This is a genomic window from Kribbella sp. CA-245084 (assembly GCF_050942355.1).
Taxonomy (GTDB): domain Bacteria; phylum Actinomycetota; class Actinomycetes; order Propionibacteriales; family Kribbellaceae; genus Kribbella.
Map to the genome: position 1 here is coordinate 269,209 of NZ_CP192053.1, position 25,739 is coordinate 294,947.

Sequence of the window (25,739 nt, forward strand, 5' to 3'; positions counted from 1 at the left end):
TGCTCCCATTCGTCAGGGAAGTGATGCGACAGGAGACGGCACCGGTGGACGACCACGAGCAGTTGGCGCGGCAGTTCGAGCAGAACCGCGGGCACCTGCGCGCGGTCGCGTATCGGATGCTCGGGTCGGTGGCCGAGGCGGAGGACGCCGTACAGGAGGCATGGCTGCGGCTGAGCCGGACTGACGTGAGTGATGTCGGCAATCTGGCGGGCTGGCTGACCACAGTGGTGTCGCGGGTGTGTCTGGACCTGCTGCGCAGCCGGAAATCGCGGCGTGAGGACTCACTGGACACGTATGTGCCGGACCCGATCATCGGTGAGCTGGGGCCGGAGGACGAGGCGGTCCATGCGGATGCGATCGGGCTGGCGTTGCTCGTCGTACTGGAGACGTTGTCGCCGGCTGAGCGGTTGGCGTTCGTGCTGCACGACATGTTCGGCGTCGGGTTCGACGAGATCGCGACGATCGTGGACAAGTCGCCCGCTGCGACGCGTCAGCTGGCCAGTCGGGCGCGGCGGCGGGTCCAGGGCGCTCCTGCGAGTGACGGGGATGTCAGCCGGCAGCGAGTGATCGTGGAGGCGTTCATGGCGGCGTCGCGTGGCGGTGACTTCGAGGCGCTGCTCGAGCTGCTCGACCCCGACGTACTACTGCGCGCGGACGCTGGTGCGGCGACTGCGGAGTTCGCCGGGCCGGCGGTGTCTAAGCTGGTGCGCGGTGCGAAGGCTGTTGTCGAGCAGGCGCTGCTCTTCAGCCGGATGGCGCCGTACAACCAGGTGGCGCTGATCAATGGCGTGCCTGGAGTCATCACCGTGGTCAACGACCGGCTCCTAGGTGTCATGGCCGTCACGGTCGCCGACGGCAAGATCACCCAGATCGACATCCTGGCCGATCTGGAACGTCTAGAGGTCATCCCGCTACCAGCGTGAGCACCCGCTCCGCCTGTGCCTCCGCGGTCCCAGGCGGGTTGCGGTGGGCGCTCGGTCCGCCTGGCGCGATGAGAGTCAGCCAGAAGCCGGCCCACAGACAGCGGGCTGTGTGGAAGCGGTCGGGGTCCGGGGCGAAGCGTTGCACCAGCGGCGTCCAGTCGGTCCCGCGTCCCGACAGGTGCTCGACCAGGTTGGCGAGCTCGACGGTGCGATCGCCCAGCCCGGCGTCCTCGAAGTCGACGATGCGCACGCGCGTCCCATCCCAGAGGTAGTTGGCGAGGTTCGGGTCCCCGTGGGCGACGACCGGTTCGTGTACGGCGGTGAGGTCAGGCGGCTCGTTGTCGAGCCAGGCCGAAGCTGCGCGAGCGATCACGCCGTCGCCATCCTGCAGCACTGTCAGACCAGCGCGGGTCCGGCTGACGAGCGCAGACAGGTCAATCGCGGGCAAGGAGGAAGGTGGGATGGACCAGAGGGTCTCGATCGCGTCGCCCAGAGCGGTTAGCTGGGGAAGGCGCACAGGGGCGGTGAGGGGCTGGCCGGGGAGTGTGGTCATGGTGAGCGACGGGGCGGGGGTCCTGGAGAGGGGGTGGGGGACCAGGTCGGGGGTTGCCTCGGACAGGAGGGTTAGCGCGGCCCACTCTCGGTCGGGTTCGTTGCGGGACCAGGAGACGTAGCGCTTGGTCAGAACCGAGCCGGAGACCGAGATTGTGTGGGTCATCGGAAGAGTGTGTCGATAACGGGGTCCCTTCTTCGACGTATGGGCAGGAGCTGATACGGCGAGGGAGTGGGATCGGATGTCTACGCAGGCGATTGCAGCGGTTGTCAGTGACGTTGTGGCGGGGCTGCTGGGGGCCGGGTTCAACGGTGCGGTCCGGCTGCCCGGCGAGGTCGAGTACGACGAGCAGCGCCGCTCCGTCATCCCGTCAGTGGACTCACGCCCGCTGCTGGTTGCCGAGGCGTACAGCAGGACCGACGTACAGGCAGCGGTCCGGACCGCCCGCGACTACGGCGTACCGGTCGCTGTGCAGGCCACCGGTCACGGGACTCGCGTACCGGCGGACGGCGGGATCTTGCTGAAGACAACGCCGATGACGTCGGTGCTGATCGACCCGGAGCGTCGCATCGCCAAGGTCGCGCCGGGTGCCCGCTGGGGCGCTGTCCTCGATGCGGCGAGGCAGTTCGGGCTCGCTCCGTTGTCCGGCTCGCACCGCGACGTCGGCGTCACTGGGTACACACTCGGCGGCGGAGTGGGCTGGCTGGCCCGCAAGTACGGGTTCGCGGCCGACAGCGTGATCCGCGCCGAGGTCGTCACCGCCGACGGACGAACGGTCACCGCAAGCGCCGAACACCACGCAGACCTGTTCTGGGCGATCCGCGGCGGCACCGGCAACTTCGGCGTGGTCACGTCACTCGAGTTCCGCCTGTACCCGGTCCGCCAGGTCCACGCCGGCATCGTCTACTTCGGCATCGACCGCGCCGCCGCGATCCTGCGCACCTACCGCGATTGGACCGCGACGATCCCCAACGAGCTGAGCACCGCCGTCGTCCTGACCCGCATCCCCGGCACGGAGCAGCGCGCCGTCGCGATCAAGGTCCTGTACGCCGGCCCTGCCGATGTCGCCGAACACCTGCTCAAGCCGCTCTTCACAACGGCCGGTCAGCGCCTCGCCGGCGAGCTGCAGACGATCGAGTACGCCGATGCCGCGATGGGCGGCACGCCCGCGCGACACCTCGACTTCCTCGACACGCTGACCGACGAGGTGATCGACATCGTCACCGAACTCGAGGACGCCACCGTCGAGGTCCGGCACTGGGGCGGCGCGATGGCAAACCCCGGCCCCGGCGCCGGTCCGGTCGGTCACCGGCAGGCGTCGTACTCGCTGATCATCGACCGCGAGGTCGCTGGTCTGCCGAGCTCCAGCCGCACGTTCGTGAACTTCCTCGGCGACCCGGGCCGCGCGGACACGGCGTACGACGCCAAGGATCTGCAGCGGCTGCGCGAGGTCAAGCGCGCGTACGACCCGACGAACTTCTTCCACCTGAACGCCAACATCCGGCCATGACGGTATCTGCTCAAAGACAAGCGACCCGGTCCCCAGGAGGGTCAAGGGACCGGATCGCTCAGGGCGCCTCAGGAATTCAGACTGTGCCGGAGTTGCCGTAGACGGAGACGTGGACGTGGTCCATGTGGTTCGCGGTCGCGCTGCCGCGGTCCTCCATCGCGCGCCAGCCCTCGCTGCTGCGCTGGACCGTCCAGATGTGCTGCTCCCAGATCAGCTGGCTGACGCCGAGCTTCTTGTAGTTCGCCTTCAGCCAGTCCGCGATCTCCTGGCCCTCGCCCGAGCTGTTGATCATGATGTCGACCGCACGCCCGCTCGAGTGCTCCGAACCGCTGTCGCCGGACCGCAGCCCGCCGTACGTCGAGATGTCGGGGAACATCGCGCAGATCGCCCGGTGCACCCGGATGGCGTCCTGGGTCAGGCCGGACTCCATCGCGGAGCCGGACTTGCAGGCTGCCTGCGAGATCGAGCCGCCGCCGACGCTCGCGACCGGCTTGGTCGCGGACAGGTACTGCGCCTTGACCCAACGGGACTTGCCGTCGCTGACGACCTCGGCCCAGATGCCGTCGATCTTGCCGGTGACCGAGACCTTGGTGCCCTTCGGCAGCACGTCCAGCAGGATGCCGGTCAGCGGGAGCGACCACAGGTTCACGTCGGTGGTGGTGTACTTCGAGCCGCTCACCTTCGGCGGAGCCGCGTTCAGGTCCGCAGCCGCGCGGGTCTTCGCGGAGGTCGGCGTCGGGATCGGCGCCTGCTTCTTCAGATGCTTCGCGGTCGGGGACGCCTTCGGCTTGGGAGCCGCGGAGGGCGTCGTCGACGTGGCGCCGATCGGCGGACGAAGAGCGTCCCGGCTGATCGTGGTGTCGCGCGACAGCTGCAGGGACGAGCTGGCGATCGACGGGTCGAGCTTGACGTGCTGGGCGGGGAGGGCGGCGGCCGATCCGGTGGCCACGAGGGCCACTGCCGCGCCGGGAATCACAACCTTCGCAAGACCTGGCTGGATCACCCTTTTGCGCTGCTGCCGGTGCCGCGCCTGTCTATGCCGTCCTTCTGTCACTTGTCCGAACCCAATCTGCCGAGACCAAAACGTTATCGACCGGAGGAGTCAAGCACACTTCGCCGCGCCGGTTCGAATCGGCCCTCGGTCTTAACGCATTACGAACATCCACAGGCTCGCCGCGAGCGTGATTTGCCCGGTATCCGGATGTAACCGTTCCGAGATCAAACGCTTGGTCGACAAATCGCCGCTGTGATCGCGGTCGCGAGGTGGTCTGCGTACCGCTCGGGACTGCATTCGCGGAGCAGGACGAGGAGCTCGTAGAGCTCGACTGAGATGTATGTCCACAGCACGTCCGCGACCTCCTCGAGGGTGATCCCGGGGCGCAGATCGCCGGTCTCGAGCAGGTGGCGGCCGAACCTGGTCATCCCGACCAGGCGCTCGTCGAGCAAGGTCTGCCAGATCTCTCGCAAAGTCTCGTCGCCGTGCCGGCCGTCCCGGATCAGGATCTGCACGCGCGCCGACCTTTCCTGGCGCTCGACTCGGCCAGGCGCAGCAGCTTGGCTGGGTGCCGCCGGCGCCGGCGTACCTGTTCCGGATGCGCGCGCGAAGTCCCAGGCGAAGAAGCGGATCGCCAGGCCATCACAATCGGCGTCGTCGCGCTGACGTACGCCGGGCCGGCGGCCGAGCGCGCAGTTGTGATGGCCTGGCGATCCGGTGTGATCCAGGGCGCGGCGGTCCGGCGGTTCTTGCTGGTTGACTGCCCGCGTGGACTTTCGGATCGAGCTTGGGCCGGTCGCTCGGCTGGTGATCGACCGGGTCGAGAAGCGGAACGCCCTGACCCGGTCGATGTGGGAGGCGCTGCCCGGACTGCTCGCCGAGTTGGCGGATGACGGCGGCGTGAAGGTCCTGCTCGTCAGCGGCGCCGGGCCGAGCTTCTCGGCCGGCGCGGATATCCGGGAGCTGATCTCCGGTGACGATCCCGCCGATCCGATGGCCGAACTGCGCGCGTTCAACCTGCGGGCGCAGGGGGCGTTGCGGGAGTTCCCGAAGCCGACGATCGCGGTCGTCCGCGGGCACTGCATCGGTGGCGGTCTGGAGATCGCGGTGAACTGCGACTTCCGGTTCGCCGCCCGCGATGCGAGCTTCGGGGTCACGCCGGCGCGGATCGGCGTGGTCTATCCGCCGGCCGCGATCAAGGTCCTGCTCGACCTGGTCGGTCCGGCGACCACGAAGTACCTGCTCTTCAGTGGTGAGTTGCTGACTGCGGACGAGGCCGAGCTGAAGGGGCTGGTCGATCGGGTGGCCGACGATCCGATGGCGCTGGCCGAGGCGTTCGCGGAGACGCTGGTCTCGCGGTCGCAGTTGACGATCCGCTCGGCCAAGGAGTCGGTGAACGCTCTGTTGGCAGGCGAGAACGCCGATGCGGCAGCGGTACGACGCTACCGCGAGACGATCGCGTCGGGTGAACTCGCGGAAGGCATCGACGCCTTCACGCAGAAGCGGTCACCCGAGTTCGTCTGGCATCCCCGCTGAGATCAGCGTGCCGCGGAGCTCGACCCGGTCGTCGATCGCGGCCGAGACCAGCGACGCGATCGCCTGGGCTCGCTCGTCGTCGACGGCGTCGACCAGGAAGTACCCGGCGAGCTGCTCCTTCGCCTCGCCGAACGGCCCGTCGGTGACGACCTGCTCGCCGTCGCGGATCTGCACGATCCGGCCTTCCTCGGGCGGCAGCAGGCCCTCGGAGCTGACCAGCTCGCCGGACTCGTCGAGCTCACGCTTGAGCCGCGTCAGGCGAACGACGCCCTGCTGGTCCTCTTCGGTCCAGGTGCGGTCGAGGTTGCGGAAGATCATCACGACGTACTTCATGGGTTCACCGTAGCGACGGGGACGGACAGAACCCCGCGGACTCGTGGTCCGCGGGGTTCGGCCGTTCAGGTCGAGGTGGATCAGTACCAGTGCCGGCGGCCGCCGACAGCACGCCCCGTCGATCCGAGCAGGAAGAGCACTGCTCCGACCACCAGTAGCACAATCCCGATGGTCCACAGGATCGGGATACTCAGCAAGAATCCCAGAATCAGCAGGATCAAACCGAGGATGAGCATGAAGCCTCCTTCTCAAGGGCCACCGGGCGGTCGCTGGTGGCCACACGGATCAGGTGCCCACGCCTAACCTCCAACGGGTGTTTGAGTTCAGGACGCGACGGGCTCAAGCCGGAGTGAGCGTTTGCGGGTGAGTAGCAGGCCGCAGCCGGCCAGACCGATCGCGATGAAGAACCACACTGTCGCGAAGGCGATCCGGTACCCGTGGGTCAGGTCGACCGGCGTCGCGCCCGACGTACTGGCTGTTGCCACAGCGGAGACTGCCGCGACGCCGACCGCACCGCCGATCTGGAAGCTGGCGCTCTGCAGGCCGGACGCGATGCCGGAGTCCTCGCCAGGTACGTCGCTGAGTGCGGCGATCGAACCTGCGACCGTTCCGGCGCCCAGTCCGGCGCCGAAGATCGTCAGACCCCAGAAGGCGAGCTCGAAGTACCCGGAGTCCACGGTCAGTTGCGTCATCAGCGTCGTACCGACTCCGGCGATCAGCAGCGACACAGACGCGACCCAGCGCGGGCCGACGCGTGTGACGAGGTGCTGGCCGACGATCGACCCGACGACCGCGGCAGCCGCGAGTACGGCGGACATGAGGCCATAGCGGATCGCCGACACGCCTAGAGCCAGCTGGGCGTACTGCGTGTAGACGAAGTTGAGCCCGAACGCCGCCAGGCCCCAGGCGATCGTGATGAGGTTGCCGCCGACCAGTGCTCTCGAGCGGAAGATCCGCAGCGGTACGAGCGGTGCAGCGGATCGCTTCTCCACCACGACGAACGCTGCGAACAGGACGGCCGAGAGGACGACGAGCAGCGCCGTCCGGAGTGCCGAGGACTCAGGTGCCTCGATGACGGCGTACACGAGGACGATGAGTGCTGCAGTGACTGTGACCGCGCCGGCGACGTCGAAACCGCGGCGTCCTGGTCCACGACTGTCCATCAGCAGCGTGGGTGCGAGTACGACGACCAGTAGGCAGACCGGCACGTTGATGAAGAAGATCCATTGCCAGCCGAGTCCGTCCGTCACCGGTCCGCCGATGAGCGACCCCGCCGTACCTCCGACTCCGCTGGTTGCGCCCCAGATGCCGAGCGCCTTGTTGCGATCCGGACCGGACGGGAACGTCGTCATCACGATCGACAACGCACTCGGTGCCAGTACGGCGGCCGCCGCGCCCTGCAGGCCACGCGCGAGGACCAGCGCGTCACCGCTCCACGCGAACCCGCACAGCAGAGAGGACCCCGCGAACAACAGCAGTCCGGTCATGAAGACCCGCCGGCGACCCAGCAGGTCCGAGATGCGGCCGCCGAGGAGCAGGAGGCCGCCGAACATCAGCGCGTACCCACTGGGCACCCACTGCACGCCGCCGGTCGAGAATGTCAGCTCGCGCTCGATCGACGGGACGGCGACCAGCACGATCGACGCGTCCAGAATGATCATGAACCCGGTCAGACAGAGCAGTGCCAGCGCCAGCCACCGTTTCGAATGCGAAACCATCAGAAATCTCCAGTACGCGGGGACGCCCCGGCTGAGCGTCACTCGGTGGAGACGTCGGTGCTGGTCGGGCGGAGTTCGACATCCTGGAACTGTCGAAGTTCGGTGGCCTTGTTTCGACGTACCGAGTGACAGGGGGTCACAGGGGCCTCCGCGAGGGACAGGATGGTGCCTGTGAAGTACATGCTGCTGATCTACAGCAACCCGGAGAGCTGGGCGAGCCTGTCCGCCGAGCAACGCGAAGGACTGACCACTGCGCACGAGACGCTCGCGCGGGAGCTCACCGAGCAGGGCCTCCTGGTCAGCGCGGCCGGTCTGGCCGACCCGATCACCACGCGGACCGTGCAGGTGCGTGACGACACCACGACCACGACGGACGGGCCGTACGCCGAGGCCAAGGAACACCTGGCCGGGTTCTACCTGGTGGAGTGCGACGACATCGACCAGGCGATCGGGTACGCCGCCCGGATGCCGGACGCGGAGTACGTCGCGGTAGAAGTGCGACCGGTGATGGATGCGTCTGGGCTGGAAATGTGAGTGAGTTCGATCTGCTGCTCCGGGAGCAGGCGCCGCAGGTGCTGAGTGCACTGGTCCGGCATTACGGGCACTTCGACCTGGCTGAAGAGGCGGTCCAGGAGGCCCTACTCGCGGCGACGCAGCAGTGGCCGAGCGACGGTGTGCCGGACAACCCGCGTGGTTGGCTGATCCGGGTCGGGTCGCGGCGGCTGACCGATCTGCTGCGCAGCGAATCGGCGCGACGACGGCGTGAGGAGAACGCGGCCCACCTCGCCGCTCCGGAGGAGTTCGTTGCCTCAGGCCCGGAGATCGACGATCCGGGCGGGCGGGACGACACGCTGACGTTGTTGTTCCTCTGCTGTCACCCGGCGTTGTCGCCGGCCTCGCAGATCGCCCTGACGCTGCGTGCGGTCGGTGGTCTCACGACCGCGCAGATCGCCGCCGCATTTTTGGTGCCGGAGGCAACGATGGCGCAGCGGATCAGCCGGGCGAAGCGGAGTATCAAGCAGGCAGGTAGTTCGTTCGAGATGCCGCCCGAGGCGGAGCGGGACGAGCGGATGGGCGCCGTACTGCATGTGCTCTATCTGATCTTCAACGAGGGCTACACCGCGTCATCCGGGACCTCGTTGCACAGTGCGGAGCTCACCAGTGAAGCGATCCGGCTGGTGCGCGGCGTACGGAAACTGCTGCCGGATGACGGTGAGGTGGCGGGGCTGCTGGCGTTAATGCTGCTCACTGACGCGCGTCGGCCGGCGCGGACCGGGGCGGAGGGGGCACTGGTTCCGTTGGCCGAGCAGGACCGGTCGAAGTGGAACAAGGCGACCATCGTCGAGGGTGAGGCGCTGGTTACCGATGCGCTGTCCCGCTCGCAGCTAGGCCCGTACCAGGTGCAGGCCGCTATCGCTGCGGTGCATGACACGGCTGAGCACGCTGACGACACGGACTGGCGCCAGATCGTCGCGCTGTACGACGTACTCGAGCAGCTGGTCGACAACCCGATGGTGAAGCTCAACCATGCGGTTGCTGTCGCTATGGCGGTCGGCCCGAAGGAGGGGCTCGCCGTACTCGAGCCGCTCGAGGCGGACGACCGCATGAACCACCGGCTGGAGGCAGTGCGCGCGCATCTGCTCGAGATGTCCGGTGACACTGCTGCTGCGCGGGAGAGCTACCTGCTGGCGGCCCGTCGTACGACGAGTGTGCCGGAACGGAACTACCTACAGTCGAAGGCGGACCGGTTAGCCTGAGGTGTGGATCTGACCAGAGCCTCGCTTCTTCGGGAGATGCTGAGCGCCACTGAGCTGGGGAGCCGGACGACTGCGTTCGGCTATGCACTGCGACGGTTCACGACCAGACGCAGTGGGCTCATGCTGTTCGGACCGGTCGACGACGAGCCGTGGCACCTGACCGCGCATCTGGACGACGAGCTCCACCGGGCCGGCATCGAGGACGCACGGCCGTCACTGGTCCGCTGGGCACCGGCCCCGGGCGCACCTCCGCACCTGGCGATCGGTCTGGACCGGCTGAAGGACGCTGGTCGTGGTGAGTCGCTGCTGGTGGTCGCCGAGGACAATCCGGCCGACACGTTGCTGGAGCGCGTCAGCGACGTACGCCGACGCGGTACGACGATCTTCAGCATCGGCAACGGCGACAAGGACCTGATGTCGCTCAGCCACGAGACGCTCGTGCCGGAGCTGCTGGTTCCGGACGGGTTCGGGTGGAGGAGCCGGTCGCTCGGGTACGACCACGACGAGCCGCAGTCGGCGTTGACCGACGTAGAGCCGCAGACCGACGAGAGCTTCGAGATGGCGCAGCACCTGGTCAGCCTGGCTGCCGCAGATGAGGAGGCAGGCCGGTCCGGTTGGCGCCGCCGCCTCCGGACTGCCATCGAGCGCCTGAGCGGCGAGCCCGCCTAGCTGTCGAGGTAGAGCGCTGCCAGCCGGGGCAGGTGAGTCACCAGATCGTCCTCGTCGTCGAAGTCGATCTCCTGGCCCGCCGGTAGGTCCGGCGTGTCCGGGGCGTCCGCGTCAACAGCCTTCCAGTACGCCGCTTCGTCGCCGGTCACGTTCTTGTACGCGTGACTGCCGACGTGCAGCATCCCTTCGCCGTCGAACCCTTCGAACCCCTCCGGCCGATCCTCGTCGACCACGTCCGCGAGCGAATCCGGCCCCGCCAGCGCGGCGTCCCAGATCTCACGCCCCTGGGCGATCAACCACCCGCGGAACGAATCGAACCCGTCCTCCGAAGCACCGGAGTTGATCAGGTACGCCGCCGCCCACAGGTCCCACCGGTACGACTCGACCTGCAACCGCGCGAACTCGACCCCGAACCCCGCGATCTCCTCGGCCTGCGCCGCACCCAGCGCCTTGGTCAACGCGTCCGCAACCCCGTCCGGATCAGCCACGGTGTCATCCACCGAGGCCCGAGCATCCTCGACAAGACCCCAGAACCCATCCCTGTCCACCCCCAAACCATCTCACCCACCCAGGGTCCAACGGGAGCGCTAATCGATGATGATCTTCTGTTAGGTGGAGGGTTCGGACGTTCCGGGCCAGCCGGTGGCCAGACTCGGCGTGAGCTGTTCCAGGTGGTCCGGGGTGTCCGGCTCGTCGTGCTGGTCCGGTAGCGGGACCGGACTCCCATCGTCCGGCAGGCTCGGTGCGTGTTCGGAATCGGCTCCGTCCTGTGACGAAAGCGCCGTGGAGGTCAACGAAGGACGTTCGTCAGGCTGCTCCGGAGACTCACGCAGCCGCGGCGGAGCCGCCGTCCAGGCCCGCAGGTCCTGGACGATGTCGCCGTAGAAGGTGTTGATCGCGTTCTCCACCGAGTCGATGAACGACCCTCGGCCGCGACCGCGCTTGCTGCCGAGTGGCGACCCGAGAGCGACCCGGAACGAGCGCAGTTCCTTCTTCGGGTCCTCGATCAGTACGCCGGGTTGATCACGGACAGCACGCAGCAGCTCCGCAGTACCCGCCCCGCGGCCGTGCATCACGAACGCTTCGATCCTCGTCGAGTCCGGGGCATGCCGGAGCTGGCGGAGCAGCCAGTTCACCCGCGTCGTGGCGCGGCCGTCTCGAGGTGCTGCGATGTCGACGTGACAGGTGACGGTGCCGGCCCGCAGGTCCGCCGTGATGACCAGGGGTCCGACCGCGTTCGGGATGTTGATCGAGCCCTGCAAGGTTCCCTGCGTGCTCATGGACTGCACCAGCGACTGCGAGCGCAGTTCCGGCTCGGCCAGTTCCTTGCGCGAGAGCGCGGGCGTGACGTCGTCGCCCAGTTTCCGGCCGAGCTGGAGGCTGACATACCTGAGCAGGGCGTCGAACCGCGCGGCCACCTCAGGAGCGCATTTGTCGCCAGGGCGGAGCGTTCCGGACGCCACGGCTTCCCGCGTGGTTACCCAGGATGGACCCATGTCGTCGAACTGCAACGCGCCTGACCGCGGGTGCTCGAGGTACCGGATCAACTCGCCGAGGATCCAGGCCTGATCAGGGTCGGCGACGCCACGATGTTCCTTCTGCAGAACGGCTTCCGCCAGCACCATCGACCAGGACCAGTGATGCAATGCAACCCGCTTGAGCTTGCGCTTGTCGATCTTCGTCGGGTGCAGTCCGGCGACTGCCGGAATCTCGTTCGAGATCGTGACCACCGCATCGAAACCCTGCTCGCGGGCGATGTCCAGGTAGGCCTCGAGCTGCTCGGCCTCCAGTACGTTGACCCCGGTCTTGACCTCGACGAGAGCGGTCCATTCCTTCTGTCCGCGCCGAGCACGCAAGAGACCGTCCGGGTAGAGCCGCCGTTCGCCCAGGTAGAACGGCACCTCGATGTACGTCTCCAGCGGACCGGCCGGCGCGCCCATCGGTTGCGTCAGTACCCGTCCGAACTCGCGCACCGACGACATCACCGCGAGCAGAGCGGACGTGGCGCGGCGCTCCTGCTCGTCGGCACCGCTGATTCCTGAGGTCGGTATCAGGCGTGCCTGATGCCAGCTTTCCTCTGCCATTGCCATCCCCCACGGGTTTTGTCCCGGCAGACCCCCCACAGGCCCGCATCACCGTGATTACCCGTCGAATTCGGCACGTTACGCCTCTGATCACAGAACGTGAAGGGCTAGACCGGATCCTGACTCACAGTCCCGCTGCGAACTCGCGCAGAACTGGCGCGAGAGTGCTGGGGTCGGTGCTGTGGTTTTCGCCGGGGATGGGGGTGAGGGTGGCGGTGGGGAGGTGGGTGGCTACGGCTTGGGCTCCGGATGACAAGGCGGGCCAGGTTTTGTCGCCGTGGAGGACCAGGACGGGGAGTTTTACCTGGGACCAGCGGTCTTCGGGGAGGGGGTTGCCGGACATGGTGGTGCCCATGATGCGGCCGTCGTAGGCGATGGTGTGGGCGATCTCCTCGACGGGGGCCCAGTAGGGGGACTGCTTCATGCCGGCGTCGGCTTCGGCGGGGAGACCCGCGGCGGCGGTCATGAAGAGTTCGGCGGCCTTGTCGCGGCGGCCCTCGGCTACGAAGGCGTCCAGTTGCTCGACGTAGTCGGACGGGAGGGGCGGTCGTACGTCGTCGACGACGACAGGCGGCTCGAAGAGGACGAGGCCGGCGATGGGGAGGCCGGCTGCGGCGGCGTCGAGGGCCAGGAGGGCGCCGGAGGACCAGCCGAAGAGGATGGCCGGTTGGCCGGCGTCGTCGATCAGGGCGGAGAGGTCCTCGATCTCGCGCTGGATCGCGTACGGCGCGGTGTCGGTGCTCTGGCCGCGGCCGCGTCGGTCGTACACGTACGTCCGGAACTCGTCGCTCAGCAGTTGTCCGACCTCTGCGTTCGCCGGGTTGACGGCGCGGTGCGCGGTGGCGCCGTCGATCAGGATCAGCGGCCGGCCCTCGCCGTACGCGTCGAAGGCGATCGTGGTGCCGTCGGCGGATTTCACGGTGCTCATGGTCTTCTCCTCATTGGCAGGGAACTAGACCGTACAGTACTCGTCAGAGAACTGGACTGTCTAGTATGATTTCCGCATGGAGCAGGTAGAGACCGAAGGACGGACGCCCCGCAAACGCCGCGCGATCCTGGCCGCCGCGACCACGGCCTTCCTTCAGCACGGGTACCTCGGCGCGAGCATGGACGAGGTCGCCGCGAACGCCGGCGTCTCCAAACAGACCGTCTACAAGCAGTTCGAGAACAAGGAACGCCTGTTCGCCGAGATCGTCCTCGGCACCAGCGATCAACTGATGGACGGCCTACTGCAGGCGTACGTCGACACCCTCGACGGAGCCGCCGACGCCCGGGAAGCCCTGCGTGCGCTGGCTCATCGCCTGCTCCAAAGCCTGACCGCCGACAGCGTCCTGCAGCTGCGCCGGCTGGTGATCGCAGAGGCAGATCGCTTCCCCGAAGTGTGCGGAGCGTGGTTCAACCAGGGCTTCGAGCAGTCGCTGGACGCGCTCGGTGAAGCGCTGACGAGACTGAGCGATCGCGGTCTTCTGAAGCAGCTCGACGACCCGACGCTCGCGGCGTACCAGTTCGCCGGCTTGGTCATGTACAAGCCGATGAACCGCGCGATGTTCGCCGGCACGCGCCAACGCCCGAAGCCCGGCGAGCTGGAGAAGCTCGCCGACCAGGCAGCCGACGTGTTCCTCGCGGCTTACGGCGTCTGACGCTCGTCGTCCCCTGCTGAGTCGGCTGAGTCGGCGGACGGCCTGGTGATATGTAGGTGAATCCGCCAGCCCGCCCACGCCAGCAGGCCTACCGGGATCGGTAGCCAGAAGGACGCGAGCCGGTACAGGAGGGTCCCGATCAGCGCGGCGTCCGGGCTGATTCCGATCAGCACGAGCAGCGCGGTCAGACCGGCGTCGACGAAGCCGAGACCACCCGGCGTGATGGGGATCATCGCGAGGGCCTGCGCGACGACGTACGCCAGCAGCACCAGCGACGGCCGGGCGTGCACATCGAACGCCGCCAGCGCGGCGACCAGTGCGGCGTAGTCGAACATCCGGTTCGCGGCCGCAGCCAGAGCCGCGGCCCACCACCGGCCCTCGAATGCGGCGGCAACCCGGTCCCGCTGGGTGGCCAGCTGTGCGGCGCAACTGTCGGCGGTCACGCTGCGCTTGACGAGGTGGATGACGTGTCCGGCGCCGCGACCGACCAGGTGGACGAACCGAGGCCATCTGAGCGCCGCCACCCCGAAACCGACGATGAGGATGGCCATGACCAGCGACACCAGGAGGCCGAGTTCCAGCTGCCGGGCCGGTGGTGGCCCGATGAACACAGCGGGGATCGTCAGGACCGGCAACAGCAATAGCACGCCGGTCGTCATCAAGCCCATCGCGGTCAAGGCGGAAGCGACGACGGCGGCCGGCTGACCGGCTTGGATCAAGAGCCGGGCTTGGAGGACTCCGCCGGTGGCCGCGCCGCCGGGCACGACCTTGCTGGCCGCGTTCCCGGCCAGCTGCGCGGTCGCGATCGTTCCCCACCCCACGTCGACGTGGTCGGCGGTGTTCTCCGTCAGGGCAAGTCTGGCCAGCCACCACAGTGCGGCGAAGCTGCAAGCCTCGAGGAGTACGAGGACCGCGAACCACCAGGGGTCAACGTCCGCGAGACGCGGCCAGGCTCCGAAGAGCGACAGGATGCTCGGCGCCACGATGTACAGGCCGACACCGGTGATGGCCAGGCCGACAGCGCGACCGCCCCATCGCCGTACCAAACCACTGCCAGCGATGCGCATGTCTCACCTCGCCCCTAAGACCCACTCCCCTCGCCACCATAGCGCGAGGACGATGTGGTTCAGAGGGTGCCGCGGGTGGAGGTCCGGACCACCAGCTCAGGCGTGAACGTGACGCGCTGGTGCTCGTGGTCCGGGTTCGACGACTCGTCCAGCAACAGCTCCGCCGCGGTCCGGCCGAGCAGTTGTCGCGGCTGACGCACCGATGTCAGCGGTACGGCGGCAGCCTCGGCGAACTCGATGTCGTCGTACCCGACGATCGCGAGATCCTCCGGGACGCGCAGCCCGAGACTCACGCACTGCTGCAGCAATCCCAACGCCAGCAGGTCGTTCGCACAGAAGGCGGCGGTCGGCCGCCTATCCGCCGGAAGGCCGGCAAGTCGTTGCCCTGCGCCCCTGCCTTCGGCGACCGTGAGCGCGCCGGTGGTGAGCTCGATCAGATCCGCCGCCGGCTTCCCGGCCGTCTTCAGGGCCCGGCGAGCGCCTTCGCGCCGGTCGACGACCTGGCCGATCGTGTTCGGGCCGCCGACGTACGCGATCCGTTCGTGGCCGAGCTCGAGCAGATGCGAGATCGCGAGCTCGCCGCCGAGGACGTCGTTCACCGCGACCGAGCAGTGCTCGCCCTCGTCGAGAGCACGGTCGACCACCACCACCGGCGTACCGCGGGAGGGCAGTTTGCGCAGGCGGGACGAGTTCTGGTCGATGGGCGTGATCAGGATGCCCTGCACCCGCTGCTGCTCGAGCAGATCGAGGTACGCCGCCTCGCGGTCCGCGTCCTCGCTGCTGGTGCAGAGGAAAACGGACAGCCCGGCCGCCTGAGCCGCCTCCTCGACGCCCTTCGCGACGTCGGTGAAGAACGGGTTGCCGGCGTCGAGCATCAGGTAGGCGAGGATCCGGCTGGACCCGGCTCGCAACTGCCGGGCCGACTCGTTCCGGACGAAGCCGAGCGAGGCCATCGCCGCCTCGACCTTCGCGCGGGTCAGTGGGCTGACCACCTCCGGCCGGTTCAGCACGTTGGAAACGGTCCCCAGCGAAACGCCGGCCGCCGCGGCCACAGCCTTCACGCCGGCGGCATGCGGCTTCGGAGTACGGCGCCGCCTGGTCCGCTCAGGCAGGGCTTCCGCATCGTCCACGGACACGAGAACCTCCCTGCGCACTTGAAACGTGTTAGCTGCCGAAGAATACGCTTCCTGCAGATTCTCCGCGACGGCAGTCCGGGATCGGCCGCAAAAGCTGGGCAGGCACTTGACGGCCGCAGGGCACCGCGCTTAGCGTCATGGGACGCTGTTGAAACCTTTCACAGCCTTCCCGCCCGCTCAGACACAGGTGCCGCCGTGAATCGTTACTGCTTCTGCCTGCAGGTCCGGCCGGACCGGTTGGACGAGTACGTCGACCGCCACCGCAACGTCTGGCCCGATATGCAGGCCGCGCTGCGGGACTCCGGGTGGCACAACTACTCGCTGTTCCTCCGCGACGACGGGCTGCTGATCGGGTACGTCGAGGCCGAGGACCTGGACGCCGCCCAGAAGGCGATGGCGGCCACGGAGGTCAACACGCGCTGGCAGTCGGAGATGACCGAGTTCTTCACCGGGATCGACGGACGCCCACCGGATGAGTCGTTCCTGCTGGTGCCCGAGATCTTCCATCTGAAAGAGGACTGAACAATGACGACCGATGCCGTGAAGGCCGCGCTGAGCCGCCAGGAGATCGAGCTGCCCTCGTGGGCGTTCGGCAACTCCGGCACCCGGTTCAAGGTGTTCGCCCAGCCCGGCGTACCGCGCTCGCCGGAGGAGAAGATCGCCGACGCGGCCGTCGTCCACAAATACACCGGGGTCGCGCCGAGCGTCGCGCTGCACATCCCGTGGGACAAGGTCGACGATTACGCAGCGCTCTCGGCGTACGCGAAGGAGCAGGGCGTCCGCCTCGGTGCGATCAACAGCAACGTCTTCCAGGACGACGACTACAAGCTCGGCAGCGTGACGAACCCGGATCCCGCGGTACGCCGCAAGGCCACCGACCACCTGCTCGAATGCGTCGACATCATGGACGCGACCGGGTCCCGCGACCTGAAGTTGTGGTTCTCCGACGGCACGAACTACCCGGGCCAGGACGACATCCAGGACCGGCAGGACCGGCTCGCCACCGCGCTTCGCGAAGTCTACGAGCGGTTGGCCGACGGCCAGCGGATGCTGCTCGAGTACAAACTGTTCGAGCCGGCCTTCTACACCACCGACGTGCCGGACTGGGGTACGTCGTACGCGCACTGTCTCGAGCTGGGGCCGAAGGCAACGGTCTGTATCGACACCGGGCACCACGCGCCGGGGACGAACATCGAGTTCATCGTCGCGTTCCTGCTGCGGACCAAGAAGCTCGGCGCCTTCGACTTCAACAGCCGGTTCTACGCCGACGACGACCTGATGGTCGGGGCGGCGGACCCGTTCCAGCTGTTCCGGATCATGAACGAGATCGTCCGCGGCGACGCGCTCGACCCGGAGCGCGGGATCGCGTTCATGCTCGACCAGTGCCACAACATCGAGGAGAAGATCCCCGCGATCATCCGCTCGGTGATGAACGTGCAGGAGGCGACCGCGAAGGCGCTGCTGGTCGACCGGGACGCGTTGCGTGCGGCCCAGCAGAGCGGTGACGTGCTCGGCGCCAACGCCGCACTGATGGATGCCTACAACACCGACGTCCGGCCGCTGCTCGCGGAACTCCGCGAGTCGCAGGGCATGGATGCCGACCCGGTCGCGGCGTACAAGCGCAGCGGCTACTTCGAGCAGATCACCAAGGACCGCGTGGGCGGCCAGCAAGCTGGATGGGGAGCATAAGAGTGAGCGACACTGCAGCCGAGCTCGTTGCGCGTAGCAACCGACTGGGTGCCGATCCGCGCAACACCAACTACGCCGGCGGCAACACGTCGGCGAAGGGTACGGCGACCGATCCGGTCACGCAGAACCCTGTAGACCTGTTGTGGGTCAAGGGATCCGGCGGCGACCTCGGCACGCTGACCGAGAAGGGTCTCGCCGTCCTGCGGCTCGACCGGCTGAACGCTCTGGTCGATTCCTATCCGGGTGTCGACCGTGAGGATGAGATGGTCGCCGCGTTCGACTACTGCCTGCACGGGAAGGGCGGCGCGGCGCCGTCGATCGACACCGCGATGCACGGGCTGGTCGATGCCCCTCATGTCGACCACCTGCACCCGGACTCCGGGATCGCGCTGGCGACCGCGGCGGACGGCGAGAAGCTGACGGCTGAGTGCTTCGGCGACCGGGTGGTGTGGGTGCCGTGGCGGCGGCCCGGGTTCCAGCTCGGTCTGGACATCGCCGCGATGAAGCGGGAGAACCCTGCCGCTATCGGCTGCGTGCTCGGCGGCCACGGCATCACCGCGTGGGGCAACACGTCCGCGGAGTGCGAGGCCAACTCGCTGGAGATCATCCGGACGGCGGAACAGTTCCTCGCTGATCGTGGTGTCGCGGAGCCCTTCGGCCCCGTTGTTCAAGGCTTCGAGGCGCTGCCGGCCGATGAACGCCGGGTGCGCGCCGCGGCCCTGGCCCCGGTGATCCGTGGACTCGCGTCGACCGACAAGCCACAGGTGGGGCACTTCGACGACTCCGACGTCGTGCTCGAGTTCACCGCTCGGGAGAGGCTGGGTGAGCTGGCTGCTCTCGGCACCTCCTGCCCGGACCACTTCCTCCGGACCAAGGTGCGTCCGCTGGTGCTGGACCTGCCGGGCAACGCACCGCTCGAGGATGCAGTGGCGCGGCTTCGCGAGCTCCACGCGGCTTATCGCGAGGACTACGCGGCGTACTACAACAGGCACGCGGACGCCGACAGCCCTGCGATGCGGGGCGCCGATCCGGCGATCGTGCTCGTCCCCGGTGTCGGGATGTTCAGCTTCGGGAAGGACAAGCAGACCGCGCGGGTGGCCGGCGAGTTCTACGTGAATGCGATCAACGTGATGCGCGGCGCCGAGGCGGTGTCGACGTACGCGCCGATCGATGAGCGGGAGAAGTTCCGGATCGAGTACTGGGCGCTGGAAGAGGCGAAGCTGCAGCGGATGCCGAAGCCGAAGCCGCTCGCGACCCGGGTCGCGCTGGTGACCGGTGGTGGGTCGGGGATCGGTAAGGCGATCGCGCAACGACTCGCTGCCGAGGGCGCCTGTGTCGTCGTTGCGGATTTGGATCTCGCGGCGGCCGAGGCGGTCGCGAAGGAGCTGGGTTCGTCCGACGTTGCCGTTGCCGTAGGCGCCGATGTGTCGTCGGCGGATGCGGTCGAGGCTGCGCTGCGGGACGCCGTACTGGCGTTCGGCGGGGTGGACCTGATCGTCAACAATGCTGGGCTTTCCATCTCGAAGTCGTTGCTAGAGACAACGGAACGCGATTGGGACCTACAGCACGACGTGATGGCGAAGGGCTCCTTCCTGGTGTCGCGCGCGGCCGCGAAGGTGCTGATCGACCAGGGGATGGGTGGCGACATCATCTACATCTCCAGCAAGAACTCGGTCTTCGCCGGCCCGAACAACGTCGCGTACGGCGCGGCGAAGGCCGACCAGGCGCACCAGGTCCGGCTGCTCGCGGCCGAGCTCGGCGAGTACGGGATCCGCGTCAACGGCGTGAACCCCGACGGCGTGGTCCGCGGGTCCGGGATCTTCGCCGGCGGGTGGGGTGCGCAGCGGGCCGCGGTGTACGGCGTACCGGAGGCGGAGCTCGGTGCGTTCTACGCGCAGCGGACCCTGCTGAAGCGTGAGGTGCTGCCGGAGAACGTCGCTGCCGCGGTGTTCGCGCTGACCGGTGGCGACCTGACCCACACGACCGGTTTGCACGTGCCTGTCGACGCGGGCGTGGCAGCCGCCTTCCTGCGGTAGGCGCTGCCATGAAGCGTGTCGCGGCGGTGGATCTGGGTGCGTCGAGCGGTCGCGTGATGCTCGGCGAGGTCGGCGCGCACGTCCTCGAACTGCGCGAGGTGCACCGGTTCTGGAACGGGCCGGTGCGCGTCCACGGCCGGTTGCACTGGGACATCTTGCACCTGTACCGCTCGACGCTCGAAGGCTTGCGTACTGCGGGCGCACTCGACGGGATCGGGATCGACTCCTGGGCGGTCGACTACGGCCTGCTCGACGCCGACGGCCGCCTGCTCCGCAATCCGGTCCACTACCGCGACTCACGCACCGACGGCGTGATGGAACGTGTGCTGGAGAAGGTGCCGGCCGCAGACCTGTACGCCGCAACAGGTCTCCAGCAACTCCCCTTCAACACCATCTACCAACTGACCGCCGAGGCCGGCGCCTTCGGCGCCAACCCGGCTTTGTCGGAGCACCTCAACGCTCTCTCCACCGCTTCTTCCCCCGCGCCCGCGGGCGGGCGCGGGTTGTTGGAGGAGGCCGCGAACTTGCTGATGATTCCTGATTTGCTCGGGTATTGGCTGACGGGGGAAGTCGGGGTGGAGCGGACCAATGCTTCGACCACGCAACTCTTCGACGTTCGTTCGCGGGAGTGGAGCGATGAGCTGATCTCGCGGGTGGGTCTTCCGCGCAGGGTGTTTCCGGAGCTGCGGGAGCCGGGCGACGTGATTGGGAAGGTGCTGCCTGATGAGACCGGGTTGGCGCCTGGGATCCCGGTGATTGCGGTGGGGTCGCATGACACCGCGTCCTCCGTGGTTGCGGTGCCTGCTGCGGATGAGCGGTTCGCCTACATCTCGTCGGGGACCTGGTCGCTCGTCGGGCTCGAGTTGGACTCGCCCGTCCTGACCGACGAAGCGCGCGAGGCCAACTTCACCAACGAAGGCGGCGTCGACGGGCGGATCCGTTTCCTGCGGAACGTCATGGGCCTGTGGATTCTCCAGGAATGTCAGCGAGTCTGGGGCGACGACGACCTGGACGGGCTCCTGCGAGACGCCGCCGGCGCGCCGTCGTTCGCCACCCTCATCGACCCGGACGCACCCGAGTTCCTTGCCCCAGGCAACATGCCGGGGAGGATCGAGGAGCACTGCCGCACGACCGGGCAGGAGCCGCCGCGGTCGCAAGGCGCCATGGTTCGCTGCATTCTGGAGAGCCTCGCGCTGGCGTACCGCCGTACGTTGCGAGCGGCGCAGTCGATCGCCGGCCGCGAGGTCGACGTACTGCATGTCATCGGCGGCGGCTCCCAGAACGAACTGCTCTGCCAACTGACCGCCGACGCGTGCGGACTGCCTGTCCTGGCCGGCCCGGTCGAGGCATCCGCGCTCGGCAACGTACTCGTCCAAGCTCGCGCTCTGGGCGAGCCCCTGCCGGACCTGGCCGCCATGCGCGCGCTGGTCCGCTCCACCCATCGCCTGCGGACCTACACCCCGCAGGGCAAACCGGCCGACTGGGACGCCGCCGAGTCCCGGATGTTCGGAACCAGGTGATCTGTATGACCGTTCTCCCCCAGGAACTTCGACCGCTCGCGCGACGGGTGCCGCCGCGCGAGATCAGCCACGATGATCTGCAACTCCTCCGTCTGCTCGCCACCGGACTGCCCGTCGACGCGGTCGCGCGCCGACTCGACCTGTCCGAGCGAACCGTCCGCCGCCGCACCCGCCTGATCTGCGACCGCCTCGGCTTCAGCACCGCAATAGAAGCCATCGTCTGGGCAGCCCGCCGCGGCCTGGTCTGAGGCACGGCGTTAACCCGCGCCCGGCCCGGGTACCGGGAGTTCTGATCATCGAGCCGAGGAGGAGCGATGAACGGAATGACCATCGTCTGGATCGTCGTCGCGGTCGCCGCGCTGGTGATCGTGGTCGCCCTGATCGCCGGGGCGGTCTCCAAGACATCCAAACACCGGGCCGAGGCGCGGCCGCCGTCAGCCGACGCCACCGAACGCAGCGAGCAACACGAGCGCCGTCCCCGGACCCAGAACCTATGGCCAGAGGACTGGGACGACGGCAACCCCCTACACGACCCCCGCCGCTCCAAACACACCAAGCACTAACTCAAGACACTGCTGGGCGGCGTGGCGCCGTATCGGCAGGAACCGCCAGTTCATGCGCTGGAGTCGTGCGGCCCACCTACGGCTGACCGCCGAAGGCAGCTACCACTCTCTTCCGTGATGTACGCCGCCGTAGAGCTGGAGCGTTGCTGACACGGCAGCCGGCACAGTGAAACCTGCGGCTGATCACCTGAGCCAGCCACTACTCTAAATCTCTTCTTTCTTTGTTCTTGTCTGAGGGCTATTCAGAAGTGCTGGGTGAGTCCGCGTGGTGGAGGCGCGGTGGGATGCCGGGAGAGCTTGAAGACCAAGCCTGCCCCGACACCAGCCGGATCCTGTGTCGGCGTACCGGCTTAGGGCCCTTCTCCACGACTCGGCGAACCAGCGCCGGTCGGGCGTCTGCCAAGTCTGTGCGATCCCGCTGGTTGGTCTGCATCTGGACAGGACGTGTGCCTCCAACAGCCGGCCCCGGCTCCTCGCGTACGCCTGAGACCGAGCCCGACACCATCACACCTCCTGTCGAGCTGCAGATCTGAGAGGCCAAACCCGACGGATGGACACTTGACCCCTGGCGTACAGGCGGGCAACCGACCACCTCGGGGGTAACCCCTCAGACGCTCCACCGGGAACGGCCTGGTCGGCCGGACAGCACCTGCCGACTGACACTGGACCGCCGGACCCAGCCATGAACCCAACTGCCACTCTATCTTTCGTCTTTCCCTTTCTTTCTTGTTCTTTCTCGTCAGATCAAGTATCTGAACTCGGGGGAGTTTGGGTGGATGGGTTCGATGTCGAGGGGGGCGGCTTCCATGCGGGTTAGGAGGCCCGGGAGGTCGGTGCGGTTGCTGATTTCGATGCCGACGAGGGCTACGCCGGTCTCGCGGTTGTTGCGCTTGACGTACTCGAACAGGGTGATGTCGTCGTCCGGTCCGAGTGCGCCGTCGAGGAAGGTGCGCAGTGCGCCGGGCTCCTGGGGGAACGTGACCAGGAAGTAGTGCTTCAGGCCCTCGTACACCAGCGAGCGCTCGAGGATCTCGCCGTACCGGCTGACGTCGTTGTTGCCGCCCGACAGCAGGCAGACGACGGTCTCACCGGGCCGTACGTCGAGACCGTTGCCCAGGGCACTTGTCGACAAAGCGCCAGCGGGCTCGGCGATCAGTCCGTCGGTCTGGTACAGCTCGAGCATCTCCGAGCACACCAATCCCTCGGGCACCGACATCAGCTCCACGCCGGTCTGCTGGACCAAGGGCAGCGTCACCTCACCGACCCGCCGTACCGCGGCACCGTCGACGAAGCTGTCGAGATGCGGCAACGTCACCGGCTCGCCCGCCTCCAACGCCGCCGCCATACTCGCCGCGCCGCCCGGCTCGACCCCGACGATGCGTACGCCGGGATGCCGCTCCGCGATCCACGTTGCAACCCCTGCAACGAGACCGCCACCGCCGACCGGAACCACGAGTACGTCGGGAGCCTGGCCGAGCTGATCGACCAACTCGACGGCCACGGTCCCTTGCCCTGCAACGGTTCGCGGATCGTCGAACGCCGGCACCATCGTTGCCCCGGTCGCCTGACCTTCGGCGAGAGCAGCGGCTGCCGCGTCGTCGTACGTGTCGCCTGTGACGATCACCTGGATCTGCTTGCCGCCGAGGGCCGCGATCCGGTCCCGCTTCTGGCGCGGCGTCGTCCGCGGGACGAACACCTTGCCCTGGACACCGAGGATGTGGCACGAATACGCCAGCCCCTGACCATGGTTGCCAGCGCTCGCGCAGACCACGCCCGCCGCTTTCGCGGTGTCGTCGAGCTGGGCGATCAGGTTGTACGCGCCGCGCAGCTTGTAGGAACGGCCGATCTGCAGGTCCTCCCGCTTCAGCCAGACCTGCGCGCCGGTGCGCTCCGACAGGCGGAGGTTGCGTTGCAACGGTGTGCGCACGGCGACACCGTCCAAACGGTCGACCGCGGCCTCGATCGCTGCCGCGTCGACGGTCCGCGGAGTGGTCGATCGAGCGACTGAACTACTGCCCTGCATGACGTTCCTTCCCGTGCATTTGCACGATCTTCCCTGATCCGCTCGCTGCACAAGACGATCCGCGTCCACAGTCCGGACCGGCGGATACCCATTGCGCATCAGACTCTTGCACCATGCGTGAAAGAGCCTTTCACTGGGCAGTCTAGTTTTCATACGCTCACTCGGTGTAACGACCAGGTCCCTGGAACAGATGAGCCGAGTAAAGCCGGTCAGTGAGGACTGGAGGGCAAGAATGGAACTGATTCCGTTCAGTCTGTGGGGAGACGCCCTGTGGTGTGGTCAGGAGGTCGTGCGGGAGGCTCCGCACGAGCAGGCGATCCGTAGCCTGTTTCCCGATCCCATCCCAGCGCGTGGCGCAGATCTGGACACCGAGGCGGACCTCGTCCCGGAACCGCACAACCGTTTCGACCCGCGGTCGATCGCCGTCAGGGTGCAGGGCAAGGTTGTCGGCTATCTGCCGAGGGACGACGCGCACCGGTATCACCCGGTGCTGTCAGAACTGCTGGCCCAAGGCCTGCAACCGCAGGTCCCGTGTCATCTGTGGGTCAGCGAGTGGGAGCCGGCGGACTGGGACGGCAAGGGCGTCCAGGGCACCGAGTTCCACGCAAGTGTCGCGGTCGCTCTCGGGCAGCCGCACATGCTCGTGCCGGTGAACCTGCCCCCACCGGGCAGTTTCCACCTGCTACCGCCCGGCAGCGGCATCGTCGTACCGGGCAGCGAGGTGCATCCCGACGTACTGGCGCCGTTCTTCCGGGCGGAAGGCGAGTGCTGGGTGTACGCCACCATGCACGCGGTCGAGGAGGAGGACGGTATCCAGGACCGGCACCGGATCGTGGTCGAGATCCGGCTCGACGACGAACCCGTCGGCCGGCTCAGCCCACGGCTGAGCGCCGAGTTCCTGCCGGCGATCCACTACCTCTCCGACATGCGCGCCGAGACCGCTGCACGTGTCGCCGTCCGCGGCGATCGCACCGCATCGGAGGTGATCCTTTACGCGGCGCGGAGTCATGACCTCCCGGCTACCTGGCCGGACGGGCTGGCCCGCTCCCCAGTCGCTTCTCCGCAATGGCACTACTGGGCAACCAAGGAAGCCAACTAGGCGGCTGCGCAGTACTGACCATGCCTCACCAGGCCGGTACTGCGGAGCTACTTGAACAAAAGCTGGTTGTCGCCGCACCAGGACGCGAACGTTCGTGGTTCGCGCCTGGTGAGGCGGCGTACGGCGTCCGTGCGTAGGCCAACCGTGTCGGCGCGCATGAGCTTGAGCCCCTCGACGATCGCGGCCGCCAGATCCGGCGGCGCGCCGTCGGGGTAGCGGAAGCGGACAGCCTCTTCGGGGGTCTCGATCGGGCGTAGGTAGAGCGTGCGGCCGATCGCGTCGCCGAGGATCGTGACCTGCTCGGCGAGCGTGAACGCCTCGGGCCCGGTCAGCGTGTACTCCTGCTTCTCGTGCCCGTCCTCGGTCAGAACGGTCGCCGCGACGGCCGCGATATCCGCCGGATCGATCGGCGCGGATCGGCCCGGACCGATCGGGTCGAGCACGTAACCGCCGGCGCGGATCGTCGGCAGCCAATCGACGGCGTTCGTCATGAAGCCGGTCGGCCGGAGGAATGTTGCCGGGATCCCCGAGTTCCGGATGAGTTGCTCGCGCTCGTGATGCCAGTGCCCCATCGCGGGGATCGGGTTGCCGAGCACGGCGTACGACGAGAGGTAGACGAACTGCCGTACGCCGGCCTCGCGGGCTGCGGCGACGACGTTGACAGTGTGGTCGAGGCCCGTGCCGGGGACGAGCAAGAACACCTTGTCGACGCCGTGCAGATCGAGCGGTCCGTCCAGGTCGCCGATCTGTTGCTCCGCGGGTAGATCCGGGCGCGCGCTGCGGACCAGGGCGCGGAAGTCGGCTCTGCGGGCGTTGAGCTCGTCGACGAGGCGACGGCCGATGTGCCCGGTGGCGCCGGTGATGAGTAGCATGGCAGACTCCTTTACCG

27 protein-coding genes are annotated in these 25,739 nt (G+C 67.8%); 14 read left to right on the forward strand and 13 right to left on the reverse strand.

The features are described from left to right. Window positions 1-44 precede the first annotated feature (44 nt). A complete protein-coding gene (gene sigJ / locus ACQPYH_RS01350; RefSeq protein ID WP_432885385.1) occupies window positions 45-923 on the forward strand; it encodes an RNA polymerase sigma factor SigJ in 879 nt (292 codons plus the stop codon). Here sigJ and ACQPYH_RS01355 read toward each other — a convergent pair. Next, on the reverse strand, window positions 904-1,641 hold the full coding sequence (locus ACQPYH_RS01355) for a phosphotransferase family protein (protein ID WP_432885386.1): 738 nt from the start codon (window positions 1,639-1,641) through the stop codon (window positions 904-906). The two genes, sigJ and ACQPYH_RS01355, sit on opposite strands and share 20 nt — an antisense overlap. A gap of 76 nt (window positions 1,642-1,717) precedes the next feature. On the opposite strand from ACQPYH_RS01355, the gene ACQPYH_RS01360 reads away from it, so the two are divergent. Continuing rightward, window positions 1,718-2,986: an FAD-binding oxidoreductase gene (locus tag ACQPYH_RS01360; protein ID WP_432885389.1), complete on the forward strand. Its 1,269-nt coding sequence runs from the start codon at window positions 1,718-1,720 to the stop codon at window positions 2,984-2,986. Between the two features lie 76 nt (window positions 2,987-3,062). On the opposite strand, the gene ACQPYH_RS01365 is transcribed toward ACQPYH_RS01360, so the two are convergent. Beyond that, on the reverse strand, window positions 3,063-3,935 hold the full coding sequence (locus tag ACQPYH_RS01365; protein WP_432885391.1) for an SH3 domain-containing protein: 873 nt from the start codon (window positions 3,933-3,935) through the stop codon (window positions 3,063-3,065). 269 nt (window positions 3,936-4,204) lie between these two features. Next, complete coding sequence (locus ACQPYH_RS01370; RefSeq protein WP_432885393.1) at window positions 4,205-4,495, reverse strand: hypothetical protein; 291 nt, start codon at window positions 4,493-4,495, stop codon at window positions 4,205-4,207. Between the two features lie 253 nt (window positions 4,496-4,748). On the opposite strand from ACQPYH_RS01370, the gene ACQPYH_RS01375 reads away from it, so the two are divergent. Continuing rightward, window positions 4,749-5,516 (forward strand): enoyl-CoA hydratase/isomerase family protein, encoded by a 768-nt coding sequence (locus ACQPYH_RS01375; RefSeq protein ID WP_432885396.1) that lies wholly within the window; start codon window positions 4,749-4,751, stop codon window positions 5,514-5,516. Here ACQPYH_RS01375 and ACQPYH_RS01380 read toward each other — a convergent pair. The 3 genes from ACQPYH_RS01380 to ACQPYH_RS01390 form a co-directional block, all read right to left on the reverse strand. Next, window positions 5,487-5,849 (reverse strand): YciI family protein, encoded by a 363-nt coding sequence (locus ACQPYH_RS01380; protein WP_432885398.1) that lies wholly within the window; start codon window positions 5,847-5,849, stop codon window positions 5,487-5,489. The two genes, ACQPYH_RS01375 and ACQPYH_RS01380, sit on opposite strands and share 30 nt — an antisense overlap. 80 nt (window positions 5,850-5,929) lie before the next feature. Beyond that, a complete protein-coding gene (locus tag ACQPYH_RS01385) occupies window positions 5,930-6,085 on the reverse strand; it encodes a DUF6131 family protein (protein WP_166679556.1) in 156 nt (51 codons plus the stop codon). Window positions 6,086-6,172: 87 nt separating this feature from the next. Next, window positions 6,173-7,567, reverse strand: a complete 1,395-nt coding sequence (locus tag ACQPYH_RS01390; protein ID WP_432885402.1) for an MFS transporter — start codon at window positions 7,565-7,567, stop codon at window positions 6,173-6,175. 180 nt (window positions 7,568-7,747) lie between these two features. Here ACQPYH_RS01390 and ACQPYH_RS01395 point away from each other — a divergent pair, with 180 nt between their 5' ends. Genes ACQPYH_RS01395 through ACQPYH_RS01405 form a run of 3 tightly spaced genes read left to right on the forward strand, consistent with a single transcriptional unit; the run spans window position 7,748 to window position 9,993 of the window. Further along, complete coding sequence (locus ACQPYH_RS01395) at window positions 7,748-8,101, forward strand: YciI family protein (protein ID WP_242000643.1); 354 nt, start codon at window positions 7,748-7,750, stop codon at window positions 8,099-8,101. Then, window positions 8,098-9,324: an RNA polymerase sigma factor gene (locus ACQPYH_RS01400; protein WP_432885405.1), complete on the forward strand. Its 1,227-nt coding sequence runs from the start codon at window positions 8,098-8,100 to the stop codon at window positions 9,322-9,324. Before ACQPYH_RS01395 ends, ACQPYH_RS01400 begins: the two co-directional genes overlap by 4 nt. Window positions 9,325-9,327: 3 nt before the next feature. Then, complete coding sequence (locus ACQPYH_RS01405; protein ID WP_432885408.1) at window positions 9,328-9,993, forward strand: hypothetical protein; 666 nt, start codon at window positions 9,328-9,330, stop codon at window positions 9,991-9,993. On the opposite strand, the gene ACQPYH_RS01410 is transcribed toward ACQPYH_RS01405, so the two are convergent. The 3 genes from ACQPYH_RS01410 to ACQPYH_RS01420 all read right to left on the reverse strand — a co-directional run bounded on the left by ACQPYH_RS01410 (window position 9,990) and on the right by ACQPYH_RS01420 (window position 13,005). After that, window positions 9,990-10,493 (reverse strand): DUF4240 domain-containing protein, encoded by a 504-nt coding sequence (locus ACQPYH_RS01410; protein ID WP_432885410.1) that lies wholly within the window; start codon window positions 10,491-10,493, stop codon window positions 9,990-9,992. The genes ACQPYH_RS01405 and ACQPYH_RS01410 overlap by 4 nt on opposite strands. Before the next feature lie 108 nt (window positions 10,494-10,601). Next, the gene (locus tag ACQPYH_RS01415) at window positions 10,602-12,077 is read right to left on the reverse strand and encodes a hypothetical protein (RefSeq protein ID WP_432885413.1); all 1,476 of its coding nucleotides are present in this window, start codon (window positions 12,075-12,077) and stop codon (window positions 10,602-10,604) included. Window positions 12,078-12,201: 124 nt separating this feature from the next. After that, window positions 12,202-13,005 carry an alpha/beta fold hydrolase gene (locus tag ACQPYH_RS01420; RefSeq protein ID WP_432885416.1) on the reverse strand — a complete coding sequence of 268 codons (804 nt, stop codon included), beginning with the start codon at window positions 13,003-13,005 and terminating at the stop codon, window positions 12,202-12,204. Between the two features lie 76 nt (window positions 13,006-13,081). On the opposite strand from ACQPYH_RS01420, the gene ACQPYH_RS01425 reads away from it, so the two are divergent. Continuing rightward, the gene (locus ACQPYH_RS01425) at window positions 13,082-13,717 is read left to right on the forward strand and encodes a TetR/AcrR family transcriptional regulator (protein ID WP_432885419.1); all 636 of its coding nucleotides are present in this window, start codon (window positions 13,082-13,084) and stop codon (window positions 13,715-13,717) included. On the opposite strand, the gene ACQPYH_RS01430 is transcribed toward ACQPYH_RS01425, so the two are convergent. Then, window positions 13,705-14,784 (reverse strand): lysylphosphatidylglycerol synthase transmembrane domain-containing protein, encoded by a 1,080-nt coding sequence (locus tag ACQPYH_RS01430; protein ID WP_432885421.1) that lies wholly within the window; start codon window positions 14,782-14,784, stop codon window positions 13,705-13,707. The genes ACQPYH_RS01425 and ACQPYH_RS01430 overlap by 13 nt on opposite strands. Before the next feature lie 59 nt (window positions 14,785-14,843). After that, on the reverse strand, window positions 14,844-15,920 hold the full coding sequence (locus tag ACQPYH_RS01435; protein ID WP_432885424.1) for a LacI family DNA-binding transcriptional regulator: 1,077 nt from the start codon (window positions 15,918-15,920) through the stop codon (window positions 14,844-14,846). A 195-nt stretch (window positions 15,921-16,115) separates the two neighbouring features. Here ACQPYH_RS01435 and ACQPYH_RS01440 point away from each other — a divergent pair, with 195 nt between their 5' ends. From ACQPYH_RS01440 to ACQPYH_RS01465, 6 genes are all read left to right on the forward strand, one after another. Further along, entirely contained in the window at window positions 16,116-16,442 is a 327-nt protein-coding gene (locus ACQPYH_RS01440) for an L-rhamnose mutarotase (protein ID WP_432885426.1), read from the forward strand. A gap of 3 nt (window positions 16,443-16,445) precedes the next feature. After that, window positions 16,446-17,609 carry an L-rhamnose isomerase gene (rhaI, locus tag ACQPYH_RS01445; protein ID WP_432885429.1) on the forward strand — a complete coding sequence of 388 codons (1,164 nt, stop codon included), beginning with the start codon at window positions 16,446-16,448 and terminating at the stop codon, window positions 17,607-17,609. A gap of 2 nt (window positions 17,610-17,611) precedes the next feature. Next, window positions 17,612-19,645 carry a bifunctional aldolase/short-chain dehydrogenase gene (locus ACQPYH_RS01450; RefSeq protein ID WP_432885431.1) on the forward strand — a complete coding sequence of 678 codons (2,034 nt, stop codon included), beginning with the start codon at window positions 17,612-17,614 and terminating at the stop codon, window positions 19,643-19,645. An 8-nt stretch (window positions 19,646-19,653) separates the two neighbouring features. Further along, window positions 19,654-21,165, forward strand: coding sequence for a rhamnulokinase (locus ACQPYH_RS01455; RefSeq protein WP_432885434.1), 1,512 nt, complete (start codon window positions 19,654-19,656; stop codon window positions 21,163-21,165). 5 nt (window positions 21,166-21,170) lie between these two features. Further along, the gene (locus ACQPYH_RS01460; RefSeq protein WP_130445686.1) at window positions 21,171-21,413 is read left to right on the forward strand and encodes a helix-turn-helix domain-containing protein; all 243 of its coding nucleotides are present in this window, start codon (window positions 21,171-21,173) and stop codon (window positions 21,411-21,413) included. A 66-nt stretch (window positions 21,414-21,479) separates the two neighbouring features. After that, the gene (locus tag ACQPYH_RS01465) at window positions 21,480-21,728 is read left to right on the forward strand and encodes a hypothetical protein (protein ID WP_432885438.1); all 249 of its coding nucleotides are present in this window, start codon (window positions 21,480-21,482) and stop codon (window positions 21,726-21,728) included. A gap of 739 nt (window positions 21,729-22,467) precedes the next feature. Here the strand turns inward: ACQPYH_RS01465 and ilvA are convergent. Continuing rightward, the gene (gene ilvA, locus ACQPYH_RS01470) at window positions 22,468-23,751 is read right to left on the reverse strand and encodes a threonine ammonia-lyase IlvA (RefSeq protein ID WP_432885441.1); all 1,284 of its coding nucleotides are present in this window, start codon (window positions 23,749-23,751) and stop codon (window positions 22,468-22,470) included. A gap of 232 nt (window positions 23,752-23,983) precedes the next feature. Here ilvA and ACQPYH_RS01475 point away from each other — a divergent pair, with 232 nt between their 5' ends. Continuing rightward, window positions 23,984-24,850, forward strand: coding sequence for an HIRAN domain-containing protein (locus ACQPYH_RS01475; protein ID WP_432885444.1), 867 nt, complete (start codon window positions 23,984-23,986; stop codon window positions 24,848-24,850). Window positions 24,851-24,897: 47 nt separating this feature from the next. On the opposite strand, the gene ACQPYH_RS01480 is transcribed toward ACQPYH_RS01475, so the two are convergent. Then, window positions 24,898-25,722 carry an NAD(P)H-binding protein gene (locus ACQPYH_RS01480; protein ID WP_432885447.1) on the reverse strand — a complete coding sequence of 275 codons (825 nt, stop codon included), beginning with the start codon at window positions 25,720-25,722 and terminating at the stop codon, window positions 24,898-24,900. Window positions 25,723-25,739: the final 17 nt, after the last annotated feature.

Excerpts from the sequence above, each read along its gene's own strand:
- ACQPYH_RS01420 (WP_432885416.1), bottom strand. The coding sequence starts at position 13,005 with ATGAGCACCGTGAAATCCGCCGACGGCACCACGATCGCCTTCGACGCG.
- ACQPYH_RS01395 (WP_242000643.1), top strand. The coding sequence starts at position 7,748 with ATGCTGCTGATCTACAGCAACCCGGAGAGCTGGGCGAGCCTGTCCGCC.
- ACQPYH_RS01455 (WP_432885434.1), top strand. The coding sequence starts at position 19,654 with ATGAAGCGTGTCGCGGCGGTGGATCTGGGTGCGTCGAGCGGTCGCGTG.
- ACQPYH_RS01380 (WP_432885398.1), bottom strand. The coding sequence starts at position 5,849 with ATGAAGTACGTCGTGATGATCTTCCGCAACCTCGACCGCACCTGGACC.
- ACQPYH_RS01355 (WP_432885386.1), bottom strand. The coding sequence starts at position 1,641 with ATGACCCACACAATCTCGGTCTCCGGCTCGGTTCTGACCAAGCGCTAC.
- rhaI (WP_432885429.1), top strand. The coding sequence starts at position 16,446 with ATGACGACCGATGCCGTGAAGGCCGCGCTGAGCCGCCAGGAGATCGAG.
- ACQPYH_RS01390 (WP_432885402.1), bottom strand. The coding sequence starts at position 7,567 with ATGGTTTCGCATTCGAAACGGTGGCTGGCGCTGGCACTGCTCTGTCTG.
- ACQPYH_RS01480 (WP_432885447.1), bottom strand. The coding sequence starts at position 25,722 with ATGCTACTCATCACCGGCGCCACCGGGCACATCGGCCGTCGCCTCGTC.
- ACQPYH_RS01425 (WP_432885419.1), top strand. The coding sequence starts at position 13,082 with ATGGAGCAGGTAGAGACCGAAGGACGGACGCCCCGCAAACGCCGCGCG.
- ilvA (WP_432885441.1), bottom strand. The coding sequence starts at position 23,751 with ATGCAGGGCAGTAGTTCAGTCGCTCGATCGACCACTCCGCGGACCGTC.
- ACQPYH_RS01465 (WP_432885438.1), top strand. The coding sequence starts at position 21,480 with ATGAACGGAATGACCATCGTCTGGATCGTCGTCGCGGTCGCCGCGCTG.
- ACQPYH_RS01475 (WP_432885444.1), top strand. The coding sequence starts at position 23,984 with ATGGAACTGATTCCGTTCAGTCTGTGGGGAGACGCCCTGTGGTGTGGT.
- ACQPYH_RS01360 (WP_432885389.1), top strand. The coding sequence starts at position 1,718 with ATGTCTACGCAGGCGATTGCAGCGGTTGTCAGTGACGTTGTGGCGGGG.
- ACQPYH_RS01430 (WP_432885421.1), bottom strand. The coding sequence starts at position 14,784 with ATGCGCATCGCTGGCAGTGGTTTGGTACGGCGATGGGGCGGTCGCGCT.
- ACQPYH_RS01460 (WP_130445686.1), top strand. The coding sequence starts at position 21,171 with ATGACCGTTCTCCCCCAGGAACTTCGACCGCTCGCGCGACGGGTGCCG.
- ACQPYH_RS01385 (WP_166679556.1), bottom strand. The coding sequence starts at position 6,085 with ATGCTCATCCTCGGTTTGATCCTGCTGATTCTGGGATTCTTGCTGAGT.
- ACQPYH_RS01415 (WP_432885413.1), bottom strand. The coding sequence starts at position 12,077 with ATGGCAGAGGAAAGCTGGCATCAGGCACGCCTGATACCGACCTCAGGA.